Origin of the sequence: Pseudomonas sp. D47 (assembly GCF_045447305.1) — a bacterium.
Taxonomy (GTDB): domain Bacteria; phylum Pseudomonadota; class Gammaproteobacteria; order Pseudomonadales; family Pseudomonadaceae; genus Aquipseudomonas.
Genome location: NZ_JBJGXU010000003.1, coordinates 58,097 through 79,447, shown reverse-complemented (window position 1 = coordinate 79,447; position 21,351 = coordinate 58,097). Strand labels below are relative to the sequence as shown.

Below are 21,351 nucleotides of genomic sequence, written 5' to 3'. Positions count from 1 at the left end.
TTATTTCTTCCCTTCCAGTGCTTCGTAGGCCTTTTTGATACGGCTGTCATAGTCGCCGTAATCCTTGCCGTTATAGTTACGCGCCATGGCGACATAGTCTTTGTCTTTCATGGCCTTTATCAACGCCGGGCTTTTGCTGCAAAAACCGAGGAAAGCCTTTAGTTGATTACCGGCATTAATCTTTAATGCCGCCGCGAACTCAAACACCGTCTTGTAACCACAGGAGGTGTAGTTGAACCCCATGATTTGAAACATACCCCAGGACGCCGACATCAACGCCGCTTCCTGGTCAAGGGCAAACGCGGTGGCCATGGTTTCCCACGCCTTGGTCTGATCCTTGTTATTCGCCTGCCACTGCGGGCCGGCCTTTTTCACGTAAGGGTAGGACAGCAACGGGTGCGCTTGGTCGTAGATATGCTTGGTGTATTTGCGAAACAGGTGCCCTTCAAAAGCGATCACCGGCAACTTGGCCGGCCCGAAACCGGAGCGCCCGCCGGATTCCACGGTCGCGAAGGCCTTGATGATATTCACCGAAATACCGCTGCCCAACTGCGTGGCAGCGTTCTGGAAGTCGCTCTCGGTGAGCGTCATCCCCCCGTCACACGTGGCCTGGAGCATCAATTGCCGGTTACGCCGCTCGGCCTCGACCATCGCGCGCATGCGGTCCAGGTACACATTGACCGTGGCCTGCACGGCGTCGCCATTGTTATTGCCGAACACGTTGAGAAAGCTCGGGATGCGCATCGTCGGGAAGGCTTTCACCGGCACCTTCACCGCTTCTTCGATCAGGCTGTTGAAGGTCCGACCCGTGGGGTCGATCACCCCATCGGGGTGCGCGTACTTGAGATGGCGAAACTGATATTGGCTGATGCATTGCACCAACTGGCCGTCGCACTTGCCGTTTTCGGCGAGCGTAAAGCCCATCTTGGGAATGATCAAATTGAATAAATACTGGATGCACTGAACATCGGCAGGCAAGTTGCGCGCTTTCCCGGGCGCGCCTACCGATGCACTGATAAGACGGGGCAACCCTTGCAGGCTTTTCATCACAGACATCCTTGTTAGTTAAAGAAGTGATGGCACTTCAATATCAAGCCAGCACACTTGTTACACCTTGAAACAAGTGGCCGGCGCACGCTAACAAGATGCTTTTAAGTTGTCCAGTAGGGGTGTCGAGCGCTGTGAGACAGCCAGCATGCGCGGCTATTTTTTTCGTTCAAACGCCTCAAAAGCTTTTTGGATTCGCTTGTCGTAATCGCCATAGTCGCTCCCATTGTAGTTGCTGGCCATGCCAGCAAAGTCCTTACTCTTCATGGCTTTGAACAAGGCCGGGTTCTTGCTGCAAAACCCGACGAACGCCTTCAATTGCTGGCTGGCATTGAGCTTCATCGCGGTGACAAAATCGAACACGTTCTTGTAACCACAAGCGGCATAGTTGAAACCCATGATCTGAAACATGCCATAGGAGGCCGACATCAGCGCCGCCTGCTGATCCAACTTAAACGCATCGGCCAGTGTCCGCCATGCTGTCGCCTGGTCCTTGTTATTGGTCCGCCATTGCATGTCGGCCTTGGTCAGATAAGGGGCCGACAAATGGGGATGGCTCCTGTCGTATTTATTCTTGGTGTACTTGTGAAAGATGTGCCGCTCATACGCGATCATCGGCATTCCCGCTGGCCCGAACCCGGAACGCCCACCGGACTCAACGCTGGCGAAAGCCTTGATGATATTCACAGCAATAGCCCCACCCAACTGAGTGGCAGCGTTCTGATAGTCAGCGTCAGTCAGGTTCACGCCACCATCGCACGTGGCCTGCGTTACCAACTGCTGTTTGTCTGGAACAGCTTGGATCGGCGCCGAGGTGCGCTCAAGGCCCTGATTAACCTTGGCAGCGGGCGTTTCACTGGTTTGGGTATCAAGACTCGCCTTGCGCGCATCCTCAACCAAGCTGTTGAACGTTCGGCCTGCCGGGTCAATCACCCCGTCGGGTTTGGCAACCTTGATACGATTTAACTGATATTCGCTGATGCGCTGGACCAACAAGGGGCCGCACTTGCCGTCCTCCACTAACCGCGAAGCGGATTGGGGCGTGATCAGATTAAACAGGCGTTGAATGTTTTGAACATCAGCAGGCACATTGCGGGCCTTGCCTGGCGTGCCAACGGAAGCACTGATAAGACTGGGTAAAGCTTGGAGGCTGGGCATGGCAATCATCCTTGTTAAGGAAAGTGAGTGCCATCACTTCTTTACTACTCCAGCATCACAGTCATTTTTAAAAAATACGCATGACTGACGCTAGCAGGTGGCTCGGCGTTGTCCAGCAATGAGATTGAACGTTGTGAAAAGCGCCAAGGTTTCCACAACGTATTGGCTTTGTAGGACTCAAAAACCAAGGGTTTCGCGGTACTGCTGTTGGCTTTGGTACTCAATCCACTCAACCACATCGTAAGGAAGATAAAGCTGCTGCTTGGCACGAGAAATGGCGATGTACACCGCACAGATCCGCTCGTCCAGCGCATAAGCATTCTTGAATTTCACGTTGGTGAGCAGTTCGGTGGTCAGCAGAACCTGGTCAAACTCCATCCCCCCGGCCTCCTCTGCCAGCATCAGCAAGCAGCTCTGGCCGGGCGGGCCAATCATCCTGTTCAATTGGGTCAGATCGGCTACTTTGAAGCCGCTTTCCAACTTGGCTTCAACCCACAGAAACGACTCATCGAATTGGTTGGCCTCACGCACCTGTTTCCAGTCTGGCAGGTCGCTGAAGTAGGCGTGCACGCCCTGGGTGCTCTGGCCTGGGCTGTAGAAGTCCGACTTGAACAACTCGATGGCGGTGGTCATGAAATAGACCAGATCCCGATGCGCCCGTGGCTGCGCAAAACTGAACGCACACTGGGCATCGTGCAGTTGCAGGGCCCACTTCATCATGTCCCATTTGGACGCAGTCAGGACCACACAACCGAGTGGTGGCACGAAGCCTATCGGGTAAAACTCAATCCCGACGTCAGCGTCACGGGCCCCTTCGAAGGGCACCTTGATATTTTGCGAGTGCCGGTAAATCAACGGATTGACCAGTTGCTCGACATTGCGGCCTGAGCGCACGGAGTAGCTGATATTACTTTGTCGAACATCACGCGTTCGGTTGGGCAGGCCCCCACGCGTCTGCTGATACTGATCGCCAAGGGTGATCAGCACTTGGCGGCCACCCTCGATGATGTGCAACAGCGACTCGGGAACATCCTGGCTCTCGTCAATCAGTACGTGCGTATAACGAGGGGGCACCACATAACCCGCCAAACTTGCGCGCTTTATCATCAGCAACGCTTCAAACCCCGTCTGGCTGCTCCACAGCGGGTTCGCTTCAAGGTAGCGCCACACTCGGCTCGCATACTCAAGCAGCACCCTGATATCGACGCCGGTCAGAGGCAGTTTGAAAAACGGCAGGTGGCGCTCCGACAGGCTGTAATCCCGGGAGCGGCAATAGCACTCGAGCACCTTGAGGCAAACCTCCAAGGCGGCGGGTGCATCGAGGTGACGAAACCCCAGGATAGTCAGTTCCTGCGCCAGCGCTTCCCTGCTCGGCCCCCTCAACGGCGCCTTCGCCGGTTGTGGCCTTGGACCGTACAACAGGGTTCTCGCAAAGCCTTCGAACGTCTGGCCCGCTCGCTTCTCAGACGGCGTCACCATGCGCCGGCGCAGCGTTTCCAACTTTTCCTCTGTACGCGCCAGCAGCAATGTCTTGGCCGGCTGTAGATGTTCCATCAAGGCAACCAGCACGTGGCTCTTGCCGATCCCTGCATAGCCTTGCACATGCAGGTTCTCGTCCAGGTTGGCACGAAAGGTTCTGACCAGTTTGTCTTGCTCGGCGCTCAACCAGCGCTCGCGATGCCTGGGCGTGACCATTTGCTGACTGAACGGGTTGTTTCCCTGAAGGTGTCGCAGCTTGTACTGCGCGTCCCACTTGCCATCAGGCAACAGATACTCCTGCGCCAGGACTTCGTCCGACAGCAGAAAACGCAGCTTCAACTTCTTGACCACTTCCAGGCCGAAGTACACCTTGCGCGGGTCGAACAGACGCCGTGCTTCTGACTGTAAACCTTCACCCCCGGCCTTGCGGTTGTCGACAGCCCAGCCAATCAGTTTAGCCAGCACCTTCTCGGCAGCCTGCGCGGTAAGCTCTGTTTCAGCCACTTGCGCCAGGTTCTGGATGACCAGCAGCGCTGCCAACTCGGGGTCGGTCAGGGTGACGAGGGCTTTTGCATCAGCGGCTTCCAGCACCTCCTTGGCGGTTTCAACAGTGATGGGCAGGAAAACGGGGCTGGCTAAATCAAAATGTTCAGGGTGCATACATCCTCGAAAGCCAGTGAAGACGGGGCCAGGCTTCATTCATTTAGAGATTTTCATCTGACGCATACGTCGTTTCAGAGACCGAGCCCGAAGTATGCCACCCTTCAGCGCAGGTGATCGTTCTGGAGCGCACAGCACAAATCGATTCGCAGGCAGTGAATGCCGGCAAAAACTATAAGAAATGGAATAGGGGGATCTGCAAGGAGAGCGTTATGGAGGCAACCCCACCAGCCACACCCCGGCACACAATGTTCCCGCTGTGGCTGCTGCCTTCCGGCTCTGACCAGGTTCACGGGTAATCGTTGCGGGGGGACCGATGGGGTCACCATAACGACGCTAGCCTCTCGGCAAGCCGCGCCATTGTACCGATCTGATCGGAAGTTACAACCGTTGATGCCGGATTAAAATATGAAGGGGCTCAAGCACTTGCCATAGCCTTGAATGTCACCCCTCCCACATTTTGATCACTGGGCCTGTAATACCTCATCCGCCCTGCCGCCCTCTTCCTGGATCACCAAGTGAATGAAGTGCAGCTTGGCAATCACCGCCGGCGGCAACACAAAGGGATAGAAATCCGGCTGGCCCATGCTGCGCGACAGCTCGTTGAGCATGCCGGCCAGTTCGATCCACGCATTGACGAATGACAGGAACGCCGCGCCACCGGGGTGTTCGGGATCGTAAAGGGTGCTGAGGGGAAACGGCTGGTAATCCAGGTCCATCTCGCGGGCGCTCATGCCAAAGCCCAGGGCAGTGTCGACGGCGTCCATCATGTGCAGGTAGTGGGCCCAGGTTTCGGCCCAGTCTTCCCACGGGTGCATGGTGGCGTAGGCGCTGACACAGGTTTGCTGCCAATCCGGGCGCGGGCCGTTCTGGTAGTGGCGCTCGAGCGCCTCGGCATAACTGGCGCGTTCGTCGCCGAACAGGTTGCGAAAGGGCTCAAGCCAATGGCTATTGGCAATTAGCCGGTCCCAGTAGTAATGCCCAACTTCATGCCGAAAATGCCCCAGCAAGGTGCGGTAGGGTTCGCGCATTTGCACACGGATTTTTTCGCGGTGGGCGTCATCGGCTTCCTTGATGTCGAGGGTGATCAAGCCGTTGGCATGCCCAGTGGTGGGCGCGTTGCCCTCAAGGTCAATGCCGACGAAGTCGAAGGCCAGGCCAGTGTCTTCGTCAACGCTTTTGGGCACCACTTGCAGGCCCAGGCTGATCAGTTGCGCCACCAGCCGGCGCTTGGCGGTTTCGACTTTGCGCCAGCGATCGGGGTTTTCCGGGACGGACAGGTCGGGGATGGTGCGATTGAGGCTGCAGGCCACGCACAGCGGCGCGGTGCTATGGGCCGGAATCAGCCAATTGCAGGCTGCCGGGGTGTCGAGGTTGGCACAGCGACGGAAGGCGCCGGCAGCGAGGTTGTCGTCCGCCAGCCAGGTGTCGGCGACCGGCCCAGGTTGCAGGGACGATAATCGGCTCTGTTGTGGCTGGTAGCCCAGCAGCGCCTGGCAGGCCAGGCACTGGCTGTTGCGAAAGAACAGGGCTTGGCCGCAACGGCATTGCCACACCTTGCTGTTGCGCGAAGACTCGGCCATGAACGGTGCGGCGATGCGCGAACTGAGTTGCTCGAAGTAGCGGAACATGGCGATCTCTCCCTGGGTGACCAAGACTAGATCATATTCCGCCCGCAATCGTTCAACGTGTGATGGGGCTGCTGCGCAGCCCAACGCGGGGCAAGCCCGCTCGCCACACTAAGCTCTCTGCCCACGCGCGCCGTCAGACGGTGATGTTGTGCTGGGCCAGGAACGCGACGAACGCTTCTTCGTCGAGGACCTTGAGCCCCAACTCGGTGGCCTTCGCCAGTTTAGAACCCGCGCCCGGCCCGGCCACCACGCAATGGGTTTTCGCCGACACCGAACCCGCCACCTTGGCGCCCAGGCTTTCGAGCTTGTCCTTGGCCACATCGCGGCTCATCAGTTCCAGGGAGCCGGTCAGCACCCAGGTATGCCCGGCTTCCGGCAAGCCTTCGACGACCTTCTTCTCGCTCTGCCAGTGCATGCCGAAGTCCTTAAGCTGCTGCTCGATGGCCAGGGCGTGGTTGGCGTTGTCGGGGTTATCGAAGAAATCGCGCACCGCCTTGGCCTGCTTCTCAGGCAGCGCCTGGCGCATGTCCAGCCAGTCGGCCTTGATCACGCCTTCCAGGGAACCGAACTTGTCCGCGAGTTTCTGCGCGGCACCCGGCCCGACGCTGGGCACGTGCAGCTTGTCGAGCAGGCCGCCCAAGGTGGTGCTGGCAGCGAACTCGGCGCTCAGGTCGCCCTGATCCTGCAATTGCAGCGCGCATTCATCCGGCGACAACAGCGCGCCAATCACCTCTTGGTTATGGCTGTCTTCGAAGAAGCTGTGAATCTCGTGTGCCACTTCCAAACCCACGTCCGGCAAGTACGTCAGCACTTCAGGCAAGGCCTTCTGCACGCGGTCCAGGGACGCCAGGGAGCGTGCCAGCACCTTGGCGGTCTCCTCGCCCACGTCCGGAATGCCCAGGGCGTAGATAAAGCGCGCCAGGGTCGGGGTCTTGCTGTTTTCGATGGCGGTGATCAGCTTCTTGCTGGAAATGTCGGCGAAGCCTTCCAGGTCGATGATCTGCTCGTACTTGAGCGTGTAGAGATCCGCCGGCGAGCCGATGAGCTTTTCATCCACCAACTGCTCAATGGTCTTGTCGCCCAAGCCGTCGATGTCCATGGCACGGCGCGAGACGAAGTGAATAATCGCCTGCTTGAGTTGCGCACCACAGGCCAGACGCCCGACGCAGCGGTACACCGCGCCTTCGCTGACGGTTTCCTTGCCCTTGCTGCGCTTGACCAGTTGCGTGCGCTCCACATGGGAACCGCACACCGGGCAGCGCTCGGGGATCTGCACCGCGCGAGCGTCTTCTGGGCGGCGCTCGGTGACCACCGACACCACCTGCGGAATCACATCACCGGCACGGCGGATGATCACCGTGTCGCCGATCATCAGGCCCAGGCGCGCGACTTCGTCCATGTTGTGCAAGGTGGCGTTAGACACCGTCACACCGGCGACCTTGACCGGCTTGAGGCGCGCCACCGGCGTTACGGCGCCGGTACGGCCGACCTGGAATTCCACGTCGAGCAGTTCGGTCAGCTCTTCCATGGCCGGGAATTTATGCGCAATGGCCCAGCGCGGTTCGCGGGCGCGAAAGCCCAGTTCACGCTGGAAGGCAATGCTGTTGACCTTGAACACCACGCCGTCGATTTCATAACCCAGGCTATTACGCCGTTCGCCGATATCGCGGTAGTAGTCCAGGCATTCCTGAATGCCCTTGGCCAGCTTCAACTCGTGGCTGATCGGCATGCCCCACTGCTGCAACTGCTTCAAGTTGCCGATATGGGTATCGCTGATATCCGCCGTTACCTGGCCAATGCCATAGCAGCAGAATTCCAGCGGGCGACTGGCGGTAATCTTCGAATCCAACTGGCGCAAGCTGCCGGCGGCGGCGTTACGTGGGTTGGCAAAGGTCTTGCCGCCGACTTCCAGCTGCGAGGCGTTCAGCCGCTCGAAACCGGCCTTGGACATGAACACTTCGCCGCGCACTTCCAGGGTCGCAGGCCAGCCCGTGCCGTGCAGCTTCAGCGGGATATTGCGCACCGTGCGCACGTTGACGCTGATGTCCTCACCGGTGGTGCCGTCGCCACGCGTGGCGCCACGCACCAGTTCGCCGTCTTGATACAACAGGCTGACCGCCAGGCCATCCAGCTTGGGCTCGCAGCTGTACTCCACCACCGCGCCACCGCCAAACAGATCGCCCACCGGCAGGTCGAGCCCTTCGGTCACCCGGCGATCAAATTCGAGCAGGGTGGTTTCATCAAACGCGTTGCCCAGGCTGAGCATCGGAATTTCGTGCTTCACCTGAGTGAACGCCGACAGCGCCGCACTGCCAACCCGCTGCGTCGGTGAATCACGCGTTACCAACTCCGGGTGCTCGGCTTCGAGGGCTTTGAGCTCATGGAACAGCCTGTCGTACTCGGCGTCCGGAATGCTCGGCTCGTCGAGGACGTGGTAGCGGTAGTTGTGCTGATCCAGTTCAGCGCGCAATTGGAGGATGCGGGTATGGGCGGCGGTCATGGGTGTTCTCTCAGAAAGCAAAAGAGCAGCCGAAGCTGCTCAATATGTTAATGCGCTTATTCTACTGACAACGCTGAAGACCAAGCCTCAGCGTTTTTGTGTCAGGGCGCGACGTTCGAACTCAACGATGCGCTGACGGTAGTGTTCGATGGTCTGGGCAGTCAGGACGCTGCGTTGGTCGTCCTTGAGCTCGCCGTTCAATTCCTGCGACAGCTTGCGGGCCGCGGCCACCATCACGTCGAACGCTTGTTTCGGGTGACGCGGGCCTGGCAGGCCGAGGAAGAAGCTCACGGCCGGGGTGCTGAACAGGTCGATATCGTCCAGATCGAAGGTGCCCGGCTTGACCGCGTTGGCCATGGAGAACAGCACTTCACCGTTACCGGCCATGCTTTCGTGGCGGTGGAAAATATCCATCTCGCCAAACCGCAGGCCGCTTTCCAGGATGTTCTGCAACAGAGCCGGGCCTTTGAAACCGGCGGCGTCGCGGCAGATCACACTGATCACCAAGACTTCTTCGGCGGCCGGCTGATCGTTGACCGATTGGCGCGGCGCGCTCTTAGTCGGGGTTTCATCGGGAAAGTCGTCATCACGGCTGCTGAAGCTCGGGCCGTCATCGACGCCCAGGTTCAGGTCGCCTTGATGCGGCTCGGCCACCGCAGCGCTACCGCGCTTGCCACGTTTGGACGAGGGTTCACGGGCTTCACGCACCGGCGCGCTCATCGACGGCAAGTCGTGTTCGTCCAGTTGCGGCTCTTTATGGGTATCCAGCACACGAGGCGGCCCCAGCAACTCGGCGCTGCCGTCATCGTCGGGCAGGTTGGACAGGTTACGGTCCAGACGGAATTTGAGCTTGCCCTTGCCACCGCGCATGCGGCGCCAGCCATCAAAAAGAATACCGGCAATGACAATAATGCCGATGACGATCAGCCACTCGCGCAGACCGATTTCCATGTAATCCCGTGCCTCTATAAAAAAATGCTGAAAAATAAGGGGTTTAGCACCGTGCAAACCGCTTTAAAACGTGGCGCCAACTCTATGTTCTGACTGACGTTTTGCCCACGTATACGAGGAATTGACAATAAACTAGCACGACCTAAGATAACTTTACACAGTTGGCGCGAAATGTGTGGATCTGCCATCTTTTCGACAACATAGGCAATCTCCTACAGCAGGTGCCAACTGTGAGCTACGAGCCCTAAGCTACAAGCCTCAAGCTCAAAGCCAACTCACTTGCAGCTTTGCGCTCACAACCTGCTGCTAGGCGTCGACCATCGCCATCGCTTCTTCGACATCCACCGCCACCAAACGCGAACAACCCGGTTCGTGCATCGTGACACCCATCAGCTGATCAGCCATTTCCATGGCGATCTTGTTGTGGGTGATATAGATGAACTGCACCGTCTGGGACATCTCTTTAACCAACCGAGCGTAGCGTCCAACGTTAGCGTCATCCAGCGGGGCGTCAACTTCGTCGAGCATGCAAAACGGTGCGGGGTTCAACTTGAAGATCGCAAATACCAGGGCCAATGCCGTCAGTGCCTTCTCGCCGCCAGACAGCAAATGGATGGTGCTGTTCTTCTTACCTGGAGGCCGCGCCATGATCGTTACCCCTGTATCGAGTAGATCTTCGCCCGTCAGTTCCAAGTAAGCGCTGCCACCACCAAAAACTTTCGGGAATAACGCCTGTAAACCGCCATTAATCTGATCAAAGGTATCTTTGAATCGATTACGGGTTTCCTTGTCGATCTTGCGGATCACGTTTTCCAGGGTGTCCAGGGCTTCCACCAAGTCGGCGTTCTGGGCATCCAGATAACGTTTACGCTCGGACTGCTGCTGGTACTCATCGATGGCGGCGAGGTTGATCGCGCCGAGCCGTTGGATACGTGCAGCAATGCGCTCAAGTTCTTCTTCGGCGTCTTTCTCGTTGGCCTGGGCGGTCAGCGTATTGAGCACGCCGTGCAGGTCATAGCCGTCTTCCAGCAACTGGTCTTGCAGGGTCTTGCGGCGCACGGTCAGGGCTTGCCATTCCATGCGCTGTTGTTCGAGCTGGCCGCGAATCAACTGGGATTGTTGTTCGGCCTGGGTCCGGCGTTTTTCTGCATCACGCAGTTCACGGTCGGCATCTTCCAGGGCGATCTGCGCGGTCTTGAGTTCTTCGTCGACGGTCATGCGCTTGTCGAGCAACTCTTCAAGCTTGAGCCGCAACTCTTCCAGCGGCGCTTCGCCCTCCTCCAGGTTGAGGCTCAGTTGCTCGCGCTTTTCGGTGAGGCGCTCGGACTGCATCTCCAAGCGCTCAAGGGCTTGGCGCGTGGACGTGTGCTGAGCTTGCAGCGAGCCGAGGCGCACTGCCAGTTGGTGGGCATGGTCCTTGTGCTGGCGGGCTTCCTGGCGCACGCGGTCGAGGCGTTCGCGCAGGCTGTCGCGCTGGGCCAGCAGCAGTTCGCGCTGCTCGGTGTCGAGCGCCATGCTGTCGAGCGCTTCCTGCAATTGCAGGCGCGCTTCGCCGATTTGTTCGTGTTCCAGAGCGCGCTGCTCACCCATCTCCGCCACTTCTTCGTCGAGGCGGGTGCGGCGCAGGGACAGTTGCTCGACCTTGGCCTTGCTCGCCGACAGCTGGGCTTTGAGTTCGCCTTGCTGGCGCGCTTCGTCCTGCAACAGACGGCGCAGGTGTTCGCGGCCGGTCTCTTGCTGGCGCTGGGTGGCGCGCAGGGTTTGCAGTTCGGTTTCCAGGCTTTCCAGGGTCGCTTCGCGTTCTTCACGCTCGGCAATCAGGCTGACGATTTCCTGGCCACGCGCCAATACGCCGCTTTCCGCTTCGCTGGCACGGCGCACGCGCAAAAAGTGCCGGCCAACCCAGTAGCCATCTCGGCTGATCAGGCTTTCGCCGGCCGCCAGCTGACCGCGTTGAGCCAGGGCCTGTTCCAGGGAATCCACCGGTTTGACGTGGCCCAACCACGGCGACAGATCAATCGCCGCGTCAACTTTGTCGAGCAAACTGCCCGGCACCCGAGTGCCATCGGCCGCCGGGCTGAGCAAACGCAGATCGCCCTGAGTAAAGCCGGCCAGGTCAAAGCCGCCAAAATCATCGACCAGCACGGCCTGCAGGTCGGCGCCTAACACGGTTTCCACCGCCAGCTCCCAACCGGCCTCAACCTTCAAGCCTTCGGCCAGGCGTGGGCGCTCGGCCAGATGTTGGTCGCGCAGCCACTCAGCCGTGCCGGTGCCCGGGTCCAACGCGGCTTGCTGCAAGGCTTCAAGGGACGCCAAGCGCCCGTTCAACCGCTGCAAATCGCCCTGGGCCTGCTGCTGCCCCTGGCTCGCCTGTTGCAGTTGCTGACGCAATTGCTCCAGGCGCTCCACTTGCTGTTCTTCACTGGCTTCGAGCTCTTCCAGGGTCATTTCGCTTTCAGCCAGTTGCTCGCTCAGCTGCATGATCGCTGCGTCTTCCGGGTCGGCGGCGAGCAATACGCGCTCTTCCTGCAGACGGCGCTGACGTTCAGCCAGGCGTTCCATGCTGGTTTCCAACTGCTGGATGCGCGACTGCTGCACCTCAGCCTGGCGGCGTGGCTCGGCGGATTGCAGGTTGAAAGCGTCCCACTGCTCCTGCCAGCCGTGCATGGTGGTTTCGGATTCTTCCAGGGCGGCGGCGGCTTCTTCGGCGGCGGCGTTGGTGACTTCCTGCTCGGGGGTGAGCATGTCCAGCTCTTCGCCGAGGGTCAGCAGCAAGGTGCGGTCGTGGCCCAGGTGCGACTCGGTCTCCAGGCGCGCGCGTTCGGCTTCCTTCAAATCATCCTGCAACTGGCGCAGGCGCTGCTGGCCGTGCTGGATGCTCTGCTCGACCCGGGCAATATCGCCGCCCACCGAATAGAAGCGCCCCTGCACCAAGTTGAAGCGCTCGGACAAGTCATGATGGCCGTCACGCAGGCGCTCAATGCTGGCGTCGGCATTGCGCTGTTCGGCCACCAGCGCTTCAAAGCTGATTTCCTGGGTGCCGATGATCGCTTCGCGCTGGCCGACCTGATCATTCAGCGCCTGCCAACGCAGGGCCGAGAGTTGCGCCTTGAGCTGGCGTTCTTCGCCTTTGTATTCCTGATACTTCTCGGCGGCCTGGGCCTGGCGGTGCAGACGTTCAAGTTGACGCTCCAGCTCTTCGCGCAGGTCGGTCAGGCGGGCAAGGTTTTCGTGGGTGCGGCGGATACGGTTTTCGGTCTCGCGGCGGCGCTCCTTGTACTTGGAGATGCCGGCGGCTTCTTCGATAAAGTTACGCAGGTCTTCGGGCTTGGCTTCGATCAGCTTGGAGATCATGCCCTGCTCAATGATCGAGTAGCTGCGCGGGCCTAACCCTGTGCCAAGGAAGATATCGGTGATGTCGCGACGGCGGCACTTGGTGCCATTGAGGAAATAACTGTTTTGGCTGTCACGCGTCACTTTGCGGCGAATGGAAATTTCCGCGTAGGCCGCGTACTCGCCGACCAGCGTGCCGTCGGAGTTGTCGAACACCAGCTCGATACTGGCCTGGCTCACGGGCTTGCGGCTGGTGGAGCCGTTGAAGATGACGTCGGTCATCGACTCGCCGCGCAGGTTTTTTGCCGAGCTCTCGCCCATCACCCAGCGTACGGCGTCGATGATGTTCGACTTGCCGCAGCCATTGGGCCCCACCACTGCCGCCATGTTACTGGGGAAGTTCACCGTGGTGGGGTCGACGAAGGATTTGAACCCCGCCAGTTTGATGCACTTGAGCCGCACGCTTAGGCGTCCGCCAACGCAGCAATCACCAGCGAGCAACTGCGCTGGCCATAGGCCGACAGTACCTGGCGAATCTGCACCAGGTCACGCGCCAGCACGGCGGCGAGCAGCTGCGCGAACAGCGCCAGGTACTCGCTCATCTCGGCCTTGCGTTGATCCAGCGCCAGGTAATAGGCACGGTTCATCGCCGGCTGCAGGTTCTCGACGGTTTCCTGCAAATACGGGTTATTCGCGAAAGGGTAAGCGGCGCGCATCACGTTGAAGCTTTCTTCGACGAAGGCGCGGATGTCCTGGCGTTCGAAACTGGCGATCAAGCGCTGCTGGATCTGCAGGAACGGCGCCATGTCGGCCTGGGTCTGCCAGCCGTCGGCAACGGCGTTACCGAGCAGGATGTACAACTCGCCCATCAACGTGCACAGGCTCTGCACCTTGTGCGCGGTCAGCTCGGTCACATGGGCGCCACGGCGCGGCAGAATCGCGATCAGGTGGCGGCGTTCGAGGATCAATAAGGCTTCACGCACGGAACCACGGCTGACATTCAATGCCAGCGTGACTTTCTGTTCCTGGATCCGTTCCCCAGGCTTGAGATCGCCGCGAATGATACGTTCGGCGAGGTGGTGAGCAATTTGCTCGGCGAGACTGTCCGGCGCCTTGAACGTCATGTTTTCCCTTCAGAATCTTCTATCTATACAAGCGCGGCAGTGTAGCGCATTGGCTGGCTGATGGCGCTACGCCCACCAGGGCGAATTTGGCATGAAATAAGCAACGCTGAAAACCCACACACCGCCAAAAACGCCGGTTCCAGAAGACTGAACCATAATTGAAAGTGTTGTGATCGCAATTTCTTGACCTTCCGGTCAGAAAATCATTGACCGAAAAGTCAGACATGACTAGATTCGGCGCAAAGCGGTTAACAACAATAATGAGTCTGCGAGGCCTTCCGTGATCCAGTTTTTACTTAACCAGGAACTCCGTAGTGAGCACGCCCTGGACCCCAACCTGACCGTGCTCAACTATTTGCGTGAGCACCTGGGCAAATCCGGTACCAAGGAAGGCTGCGCCAGCGGCGACTGCGGCGCGTGCACCGTGGTGGTCGGTGAGTTGCACACTGACGCGCAAGGCGCGGAGCAGATTCGTTACCGCAGCCTCAACTCGTGCCTGACGTTTGTGTCGTCGTTGCACGGCAAACAATTGATCAGCGTCGAAGACCTCAAGCATCAAGGCCAACTGCACAGCGTGCAACAGGCCATGGTCGAGTGCCACGGCTCGCAATGCGGTTTTTGCACCCCAGGTTTCGTGATGTCGCTGTTCGCCCTGCAAAAGAACAGCGACGCGCCCGACAGCCAAAAAGCCCACGAAGCCCTCGCCGGCAACCTGTGCCGCTGCACCGGCTACCGCCCGATCCTCGCCGCCGCCGAACAGGCTTGCTGCAACAAACCGGTGGACCAGTTCGACAGCCGCCAGGCCGACACCATCGCGCGCCTCAAAGCCATCGCGCCGACGCAAACCGGCGAACTTAATAGCGGCGACAAGCGCTGCCTGGTGCCACTGACCGTCGCCGACCTGGCCGACCTCTACGACGCCTACCCGCAAGCCCGGCTGCTGGCCGGCGGCACCGACCTGGCGCTGGAAGTCACGCAGTTCCACCGCACGCTGCCGGTGATGATCTACGTCGGCAATATCGACGAGATGAAGCGCATCGAAAACTTCGACGACCGCCTGGAAATCGGCGCCGCCACTGTGCTGTCCGACTGCTACAGCGCGCTGCACCACGAATACCCGGACTTCGGCGACTTGCTGCACCGCTTCGCCTCCCTGCAAATCCGCAATCAGGGCACCTTGGGTGGCAACATCGGCAACGCCTCGCCGATTGGTGATTCGCCGCCACTGCTGATCGCGCTCGGCGCACAGATCGTGCTGTGCAAGGGCAATGTGCGCCGTACCTTGGCGCTGGAAGACTACTTCATCGACTACCGCGTCACGGCACGCCAGGACAGCGAGTTCATCGAGAAAATCATCGTGCCCAAGGGCCATTCGCTGTTCCGCGCCTACAAGGTTTCCAAGCGCCTGGACGATGACATTTCCGCCGTGTGCGCGGCCTTCAACCTGAAGATCGAGAACGGCGTGATCAACGAGGCACGCGTCGCCTTCGGGGGCATGGCCGCCACGCCCAAACGCGCGAAAAGCTGCGAAGCAGTATTGGTCGGCGCCACCTGGAACGCCGCCACCGTGGAAAAAGCCTGCGCCGCCCTCGCCGAGGATTTCACCCCGCTGTCAGACTTCCGCGCCAGCAAGGAATACCGCCTGCTCAGCGCACAGAACCTGCTGCGCAAATACTTCATCGAACTGCAAACACCGCACATCGAGACTCGGGTGACCGCTTATGTCTAACCATCACGCCGTCGTTAAAACCCAGGCCGAACTGGCCGAGCTGTTTGCCCAGGACCTGACCTCCGGAGTCGGGCGCAGCGTCAAGCATGACAGCGCCGCCAAGCACGTCAGCGGTGAGGCGCAGTACATCGATGACCGCCTGGAATTCCCCAATCAGTTGCACCTGTATGCGCGCATGTCCGACCGTGCCCACGCCCGGATCATCAGCATCGACACCGCGCCCTGCTACGCCTTTGATGGCGTGCGCATCGCTATCACCCATGAAGACGTGCCGGGCCTGAAAGACATCGGCCCGTTGATGCCAGGCGACCCGTTGTTGGCTATCGACACCGTGCAGTTTGTCGGCCAAGTGGTGCTGGCCGTGGCCGCCCGCGACCTCGAAACCGCGCGCAAAGCCGCCATGGCTGCGGTGATCGAATACGAAGACCTGGAGCCGGTGCTGGACGTGGTCGAGGCCTTGCGTAACAAGCACTTTGTGCTCGACAGCCACACCCACCAACGCGGTGATTCGGTGGGCGCGCTGGCAACGGCAAAAAACCGTATCCAGGGCACGCTGCACATCGGAGGCCAGGAACACTTCTACCTGGAAACCCAGATCTCGTCGGTGATGCCCACTGAAGACGGCGGCATGATCGTCTACTGCTCCACGCAAAACCCCACCGAAGTGCAGAAGCTGGTGGCCGAAGTGCTCGACGTGTCGATGAACAAAATCGTGGTCGACATGCGCCGCATGGGCGGTGGTTTCGGCGGCAAGGAAACCCAGGCCGCCAGCCCCGCGTGCCTGTGCGCGGTGGTCGCGCGCCTCACCGGCCAGCCGACCAAAATGCGCCTGCCGCGCGTCGAAGACATGCTGATGACCGGTAAGCGTCACCCCTTCTATATCGAATACGACGTGGGCTTTGACGACAGCGGCCGCCTGCACGGCATTAACTTGGAACTGGCGGGTAACTGCGGCTGCTCGCCCGACCTGTCGAACTCGATTGTCGACCGCGCGATGTTCCACGCCGACAACGCTTATTACCTCGGTGACGCCACGGTCAACGGCCATCGCTGCAAGACCAACACCGCGTCCAACACCGCCTATCGCGGCTTCGGCGGCCCGCAAGGCATGGTCGCCATCGAAGAAGTCATGGACGCCATCGCCCGCCACCTGGCGCTGGACCCGTTGGCGGTGCGCAAGGCCAACTACTACGGCAAGACCGAGCGCAACGTCACCCACTACCACCAAACCGTCGAGCACAACATGCTCGAGGAAATGACCGCCGAGCTTGAGGCCAGCAGCCAATACGCCGAGCGCCGCGAAGCGATCCGCCTGTACAACGCCCATAGCCCGATCCTGAAAAAAGGCATGGCGCTGACGCCGGTGAAGTTCGGTATTTCGTTTACCGCCAGCTTCCTGAACCAGGCCGGCGCGCTGATCCACATCTACACCGACGGCAGCATCCACCTGAACCACGGCGGCACCGAGATGGGCCAGGGCCTGAACACCAAGGTTGCGCAGGTGGTGGCCGAAGTGTTCCAAGTCGAAATCGACCGCGTACAGATCACCGCCACCAACACCGACAAGGTGCCCAACACCTCGCCAACGGCGGCTTCCAGCGGTGCCGACCTGAACGGCAAGGCTGCGCAGAACGCCGCCGAAACCATCAAGCAACGCTTGGTGGAGTTTGCCGCGCGCAAGTACGACGTGAGCGAAGCGGACGTGGAATTCCACAACGGCCATGTGCGCGTGCGCGATCAGATCCTGACCTTTGAGAGCCTGATCCAGCAGGCATATTTCGCCCAGGTCTCGTTGTCGAGCACCGGCTTCTACAAGACCCCGAAAATCTTCTACGACCGCAGCCAGGCGCGGGGGCGGCCGTTCTATTACTTCGCGTTCGGCGCGGCCTGTTGCGAAGTGATCGTCGACACCCTCACCGGTGAATACAAGATGCTGCGCACCGACATCCTCCATGACGTAGGCGCCTCGCTGAACCCGGCCATCGACATCGGCCAGGTCGAAGGCGGCTTTATCCAGGGCATGGGTTGGCTGACCATGGAGGAGCTGGTGTGGAACAACAAAGGCAAGCTGATGACCAACGGCCCGGCCAGTTACAAGATCCCGGCCGTGGCTGACATGCCGCTGGATTTGCGCGTGAAGCTGGTGGAAAACCGCAAGAACCCGGAAGACACGGTGTTCCACTCCAAGGCCGTGGGCGAGCCGCCGTTTATGCTCGGGATTGCCTCGTGGTGCGCGATCAAGGATGCCGTGGCGAGTTTGGGTGAGTATCGCCATCAGCCCAAGATTGATGCGCCGGCGACACCGGAAAGGGTGTTGTGGGGGTGTGAGCAGATGCGGCAGTTGACCGCTGCGAAGGCGGTCGATCGTTCCCACGCTCTGCGTGGGAATGCCGCCATGGACGCTCTGCGTCCGCTCTTGTGACGCAGCGCGTCACGGTATGCATTCCCACGCGGAGCGTGGGAACGATCTGACTGGAGGTGACTATGAACAACTGGATCAGCGCCCTCGCCGACCTGCAGAACAGGGGTGAACCCTGCGTGCTGGTGACCATCATCGAAGAGCTCGGCTCCACCCCGCGCAATGCCGGCTCGAAGATGGTGATCAGCGCCGCGCAGACCTTCGACACCATCGGTGGCGGGCACCTGGAATACAAGGCGATGCAGATTGCCCGCGACATGCTCGTGCGCGGCCAGCAGAACACCCACCTGGAGCGCTTCAGCCTCGGCGCAAGCCTGGGCCAGTGCTGTGGCGGTGTGACCGTGCTGCTGTTCGAACCCATGGGCCAGGTGCAGGCGCAGATTGCGGTGTTCGGCGCCGGCCATGTCGGCCGTGCGCTGGTACCGCTGTTGGCGAGCCTGCCGTGCCGGGTACGCTGGATCGATTCCCGAGACCAGGAGTTTCCGCAGCATATCCCCCAGGGCGTGCGTAAAATCGTCAGCGAAGAGCCGGTCGATGAAATTGCCGACTTGCCGGTGGGCAGTTACTGCATCGTCATGACCCACAATCATGCGCTGGACCTGGAACTCACCGCCGCCCTGCTCAAACGCAATGACTTTGCCTACTTCGGCTTGATCGGTTCCAAGACCAAACGGGTCAAGTTCGAACACCGCCTGCGTGATCGCGGTTTCGACACCGCGCAACTGCAACGCATGCGCTGCCCCATGGGCCTCACCGAGGTGAAGGGCAAATTACCGGTGGAGATCGCCATCTCCATCGCCGGCGAAATCATCGCCACCTATAACGCGAACTTCGGCCAGCATACCGCGAGCGCCGAACCCATTGCCAAACTGCTGCCGGCCTCGCGCCGCAGCCAAGCTATCTAAACATTGAGATCACCATGCCTTTGACTCGCAAAGCCTACCGTGCCGCCATCCTGCACAGCATCGCCGACCCTGCTGAAGTGGGGATCGAAGCGTCCTATGAATACTTCGAAGACGGCCTGCTGGTGATCGATAACGGTCAGATCAGCGCCTTGGGCCACGCCAGCGATTTGCTGCCGACGCTGCCCGCCGACATCGAGGTCACCCATTACCAGGATGCGTTGATCACCCCAGGCCTGATCGACACCCATATCCACCTGCCGCAAACCGGCATGGTCGGTGCGTATGGCGAGCAATTGCTGGATTGGCTCAACACTTACACGTTCCCGTGCGAAAGCCAGTTCGCCGACAAGGCCCACGCCGAAGAAGTCGCGGATATCTTCATCAAGGAACTGCTGCGCAACGGCACCACCACCGCGCTGGTGTTCGGCAGCGTGCACCCGCAGTCAGTCAATTCGTTTTTTGAAGCGGCCGAGAAACTCGACCTGCGCATGATCGCCGGCAAGGTGATGATGGACCGCAACGCGCCAGACTACCTGACCGACACCGCCGAATCCGGCTACCAGGAAAGCAAAGCGCTGATCGAACGCTGGCATGGCAAAGGCCGTTTGCACTATGCGGTGACGCCACGTTTCGCACCGACCAGCACGCCGGAACAACTGACCCTGGCCGGGCAACTGCTGGGCGAATACCCGGACCTGTACATGCAGACTCACATCAGTGAAAACCTGCAGGAAGTCGAGTGGGTGAAAGAGCTGTTCCCGGAGCGCAAAGGCTATCTGGACGTGTACGACCACTACAAACTGCTGGGCGAACGCTCGGTGTTTGCCCACGGCGTGCACCTGTGCGACGACGAATGCGCGCGATTGGCGCAGACCGGTTCGGCGGTGGCGTTCTGCCCGACCTCGAACTTCTTCCTCGGCAGTGGCTTGTTCAACCTGCCGATGGCCGAGAAGCACAAGCTGAATGTGGGCCTGGGCACCGACGTGGGCGGCGGCACCAGCTTCTCGCTGCTGCAAACCCTGAACGAAGCCTACAAGGTCATGCAGTTGCAGGGCGCGCGGTTGAGCCCGTTCAAGTCGCTGTACCTGGCCACCTTGGGCGGCGCGCGGGCACTGCGATTGGAAGATAAGATCGGCACGTTGCAGCCGGGCACCGATGCGGACTTTTTGGTGTTGGATTACAACGCCACGCCGCTGCTCAGCTATCGCTTGAAGCAGGCCAATAACATTGCCGAGACGTTGTTTGTGTTGATGACGTTGGGGGATGATCGGGCGATTCTGCAGACCTACGCAGCCGGCAATCTCGTGCATCAACGCTAATTTCAGCCACAACACAAAACAGTTGTGGGAGCTGGCTTGTGTGGGAGCCGGGCTTGCCCGCGATGCAGGCACCGCGGTGTATCAGGTACACCGCGGTGATGCCATCGCAGGCAAGCCAGCTCCCACACAAGCCAGCTCCCACATTTTTGATCGGGGTTACAGTTTTACCGAAGAGCGCCCAGGCTTCTTGGTCTGCAACAGATGCGAGAACACCGCATGCAAATCATCCGACGCGCTTTCCTCATCGAGGTTGAGCTTGCTGTCGATGTGATCCATGTGGTGCATCATCAAATTCACCGCCAGCACCGCGTCGCGTGCTTCGATCGCGTCGATCAGTTGGGTGTGTTCATCGTAGGAGCAGTGCGAGCGGTTGCCGCTTTCGTACTGGGCGATGATCAACGAGGTCTGGGACACCAAACTGCGCTGGAAGCTGATCAGTGGCGCGTTCTTCGCCGCTTCGGCCAGCTTGAGGTGGAACTCACCGGAGAGGCGGATACCCGCACCACGGTCGCCGCGCGAGAAGCTGTCGCGCTCGTCGTTGACCATCTGGCGCAATTCGGCCAGTTGTTCAGCCGTGGCGTGCTGCACCGCTAATTCAGTGATCGCCCGCTCAACCAGGCGCCGAGCCAGGAACACTTGACGTGCTTCTTCGACACTTGGGCTCGCCACCACCGCACCACGATTGGGCCGCAGCAATACCACGCCTTCATGGGCCAGGCGCGACAGCGCGCGGCGAATGATGGTGCGGCTGACGCCGAAGATTTCGCCCAGTGCCTCTTCACTCAATTTGGTTCCGGGCGCCAGGCGTTGTTCAAGGATGGCCTCGAAGATATGCGCGTAGACGATATCGTCCTGGGTTCCGGTGCGACCGGCCTTGCCGGCTCGCGGTTGTTTCTTGAGAGGTTGCAACTGTTCGTTCATGGGCACTCGGGTTTGGAGAACGGCGGCGAATTAACGGTAATACGGCAAGCGCGTGTCGCTGGCAAGTATCACCTAAAAACACGGCACATTGTACACAACCCAGTGCGCCAACACACTGTACGGCTGTTTGCGGCGTCGGCTGTATTGCAATGAGTAGTTACGTTTGAGTTTAGGC

At 59.9% G+C, this 21,351-nt stretch carries 13 protein-coding genes and 1 other RNA gene; 4 read left to right on the top strand and 10 right to left on the bottom strand.

The window, feature by feature from the left end; all coding sequences use genetic code 11:
* The 9 genes from ACI77I_RS04205 to ACI77I_RS04165 form a co-directional block, all read right to left on the bottom strand.
* Positions 1–1,047, bottom strand: a complete 1,047-nt coding sequence (locus tag ACI77I_RS04205; protein ID WP_242151833.1) for an N-acetylmuramidase family protein — start codon at positions 1,045–1,047, stop codon at positions 1–3.
* 156 nt (positions 1,048–1,203) lie between these two features.
* Positions 1,204–2,205, bottom strand: a complete 1,002-nt coding sequence (locus ACI77I_RS04200) for an N-acetylmuramidase family protein (RefSeq protein ID WP_406997008.1) — start codon at positions 2,203–2,205, stop codon at positions 1,204–1,206.
* 177 nt (positions 2,206–2,382) lie between these two features.
* Positions 2,383–4,344: a hypothetical protein gene (locus ACI77I_RS04195; protein WP_406997007.1), complete on the bottom strand. Its 1,962-nt coding sequence runs from the start codon at positions 4,342–4,344 to the stop codon at positions 2,383–2,385.
* Positions 4,345–4,566: 222 nt separating this feature from the next.
* Positions 4,567–4,663, bottom strand: an RNA gene (gene ffs / locus ACI77I_RS04190) — signal recognition particle sRNA small type.
* A 145-nt stretch (positions 4,664–4,808) separates the two neighbouring features.
* The gene (locus ACI77I_RS04185) at positions 4,809–5,975 is read right to left on the bottom strand and encodes a putative zinc-binding metallopeptidase (RefSeq protein ID WP_263273786.1); all 1,167 of its coding nucleotides are present in this window, start codon (positions 5,973–5,975) and stop codon (positions 4,809–4,811) included.
* A 133-nt stretch (positions 5,976–6,108) separates the two neighbouring features.
* Entirely contained in the window at positions 6,109–8,475 is a 2,367-nt protein-coding gene (gene ligA / locus ACI77I_RS04180) for an NAD-dependent DNA ligase LigA (protein ID WP_406997006.1), read from the bottom strand.
* Positions 8,476–8,562: 87 nt separating this feature from the next.
* On the bottom strand, positions 8,563–9,426 hold the full coding sequence (gene zipA, locus ACI77I_RS04175) for a cell division protein ZipA (protein WP_242151847.1): 864 nt from the start codon (positions 9,424–9,426) through the stop codon (positions 8,563–8,565).
* 306 nt (positions 9,427–9,732) lie between these two features.
* On the bottom strand, positions 9,733–13,221 hold the full coding sequence (gene smc, locus ACI77I_RS04170; RefSeq protein ID WP_094949583.1) for a chromosome segregation protein SMC: 3,489 nt from the start codon (positions 13,219–13,221) through the stop codon (positions 9,733–9,735).
* A gap of 2 nt (positions 13,222–13,223) precedes the next feature.
* Complete coding sequence (locus ACI77I_RS04165; RefSeq protein ID WP_094949582.1) at positions 13,224–13,883, bottom strand: GntR family transcriptional regulator; 660 nt, start codon at positions 13,881–13,883, stop codon at positions 13,224–13,226.
* A gap of 280 nt (positions 13,884–14,163) precedes the next feature.
* On the opposite strand from ACI77I_RS04165, the gene xdhA reads away from it, so the two are divergent.
* The 4 genes from xdhA (at position 14,164) to guaD (ending at position 20,255) form a co-directional block, all read left to right on the top strand.
* Positions 14,164–15,612: a xanthine dehydrogenase small subunit gene (gene xdhA / locus ACI77I_RS04160; protein WP_094949581.1), complete on the top strand. Its 1,449-nt coding sequence runs from the start codon at positions 14,164–14,166 to the stop codon at positions 15,610–15,612.
* Positions 15,605–18,034, top strand: coding sequence for a xanthine dehydrogenase molybdopterin binding subunit (gene xdhB / locus ACI77I_RS04155; protein ID WP_406997005.1), 2,430 nt, complete (start codon positions 15,605–15,607; stop codon positions 18,032–18,034). Before xdhA ends, xdhB begins: the two co-directional genes overlap by 8 nt.
* Before the next feature lie 62 nt (positions 18,035–18,096).
* Positions 18,097–18,936 carry a xanthine dehydrogenase accessory protein XdhC gene (xdhC, locus tag ACI77I_RS04150; RefSeq protein ID WP_406997004.1) on the top strand — a complete coding sequence of 280 codons (840 nt, stop codon included), beginning with the start codon at positions 18,097–18,099 and terminating at the stop codon, positions 18,934–18,936.
* Between the two features lie 14 nt (positions 18,937–18,950).
* The gene (gene guaD / locus ACI77I_RS04145; protein WP_094949578.1) at positions 18,951–20,255 is read left to right on the top strand and encodes a guanine deaminase; all 1,305 of its coding nucleotides are present in this window, start codon (positions 18,951–18,953) and stop codon (positions 20,253–20,255) included.
* Positions 20,256–20,411: 156 nt separating this feature from the next.
* On the opposite strand, the gene ACI77I_RS04140 is transcribed toward guaD, so the two are convergent.
* Complete coding sequence (locus ACI77I_RS04140) at positions 20,412–21,176, bottom strand: GntR family transcriptional regulator (RefSeq protein WP_242151861.1); 765 nt, start codon at positions 21,174–21,176, stop codon at positions 20,412–20,414.
* Positions 21,177–21,351 lie beyond the last annotated feature (175 nt).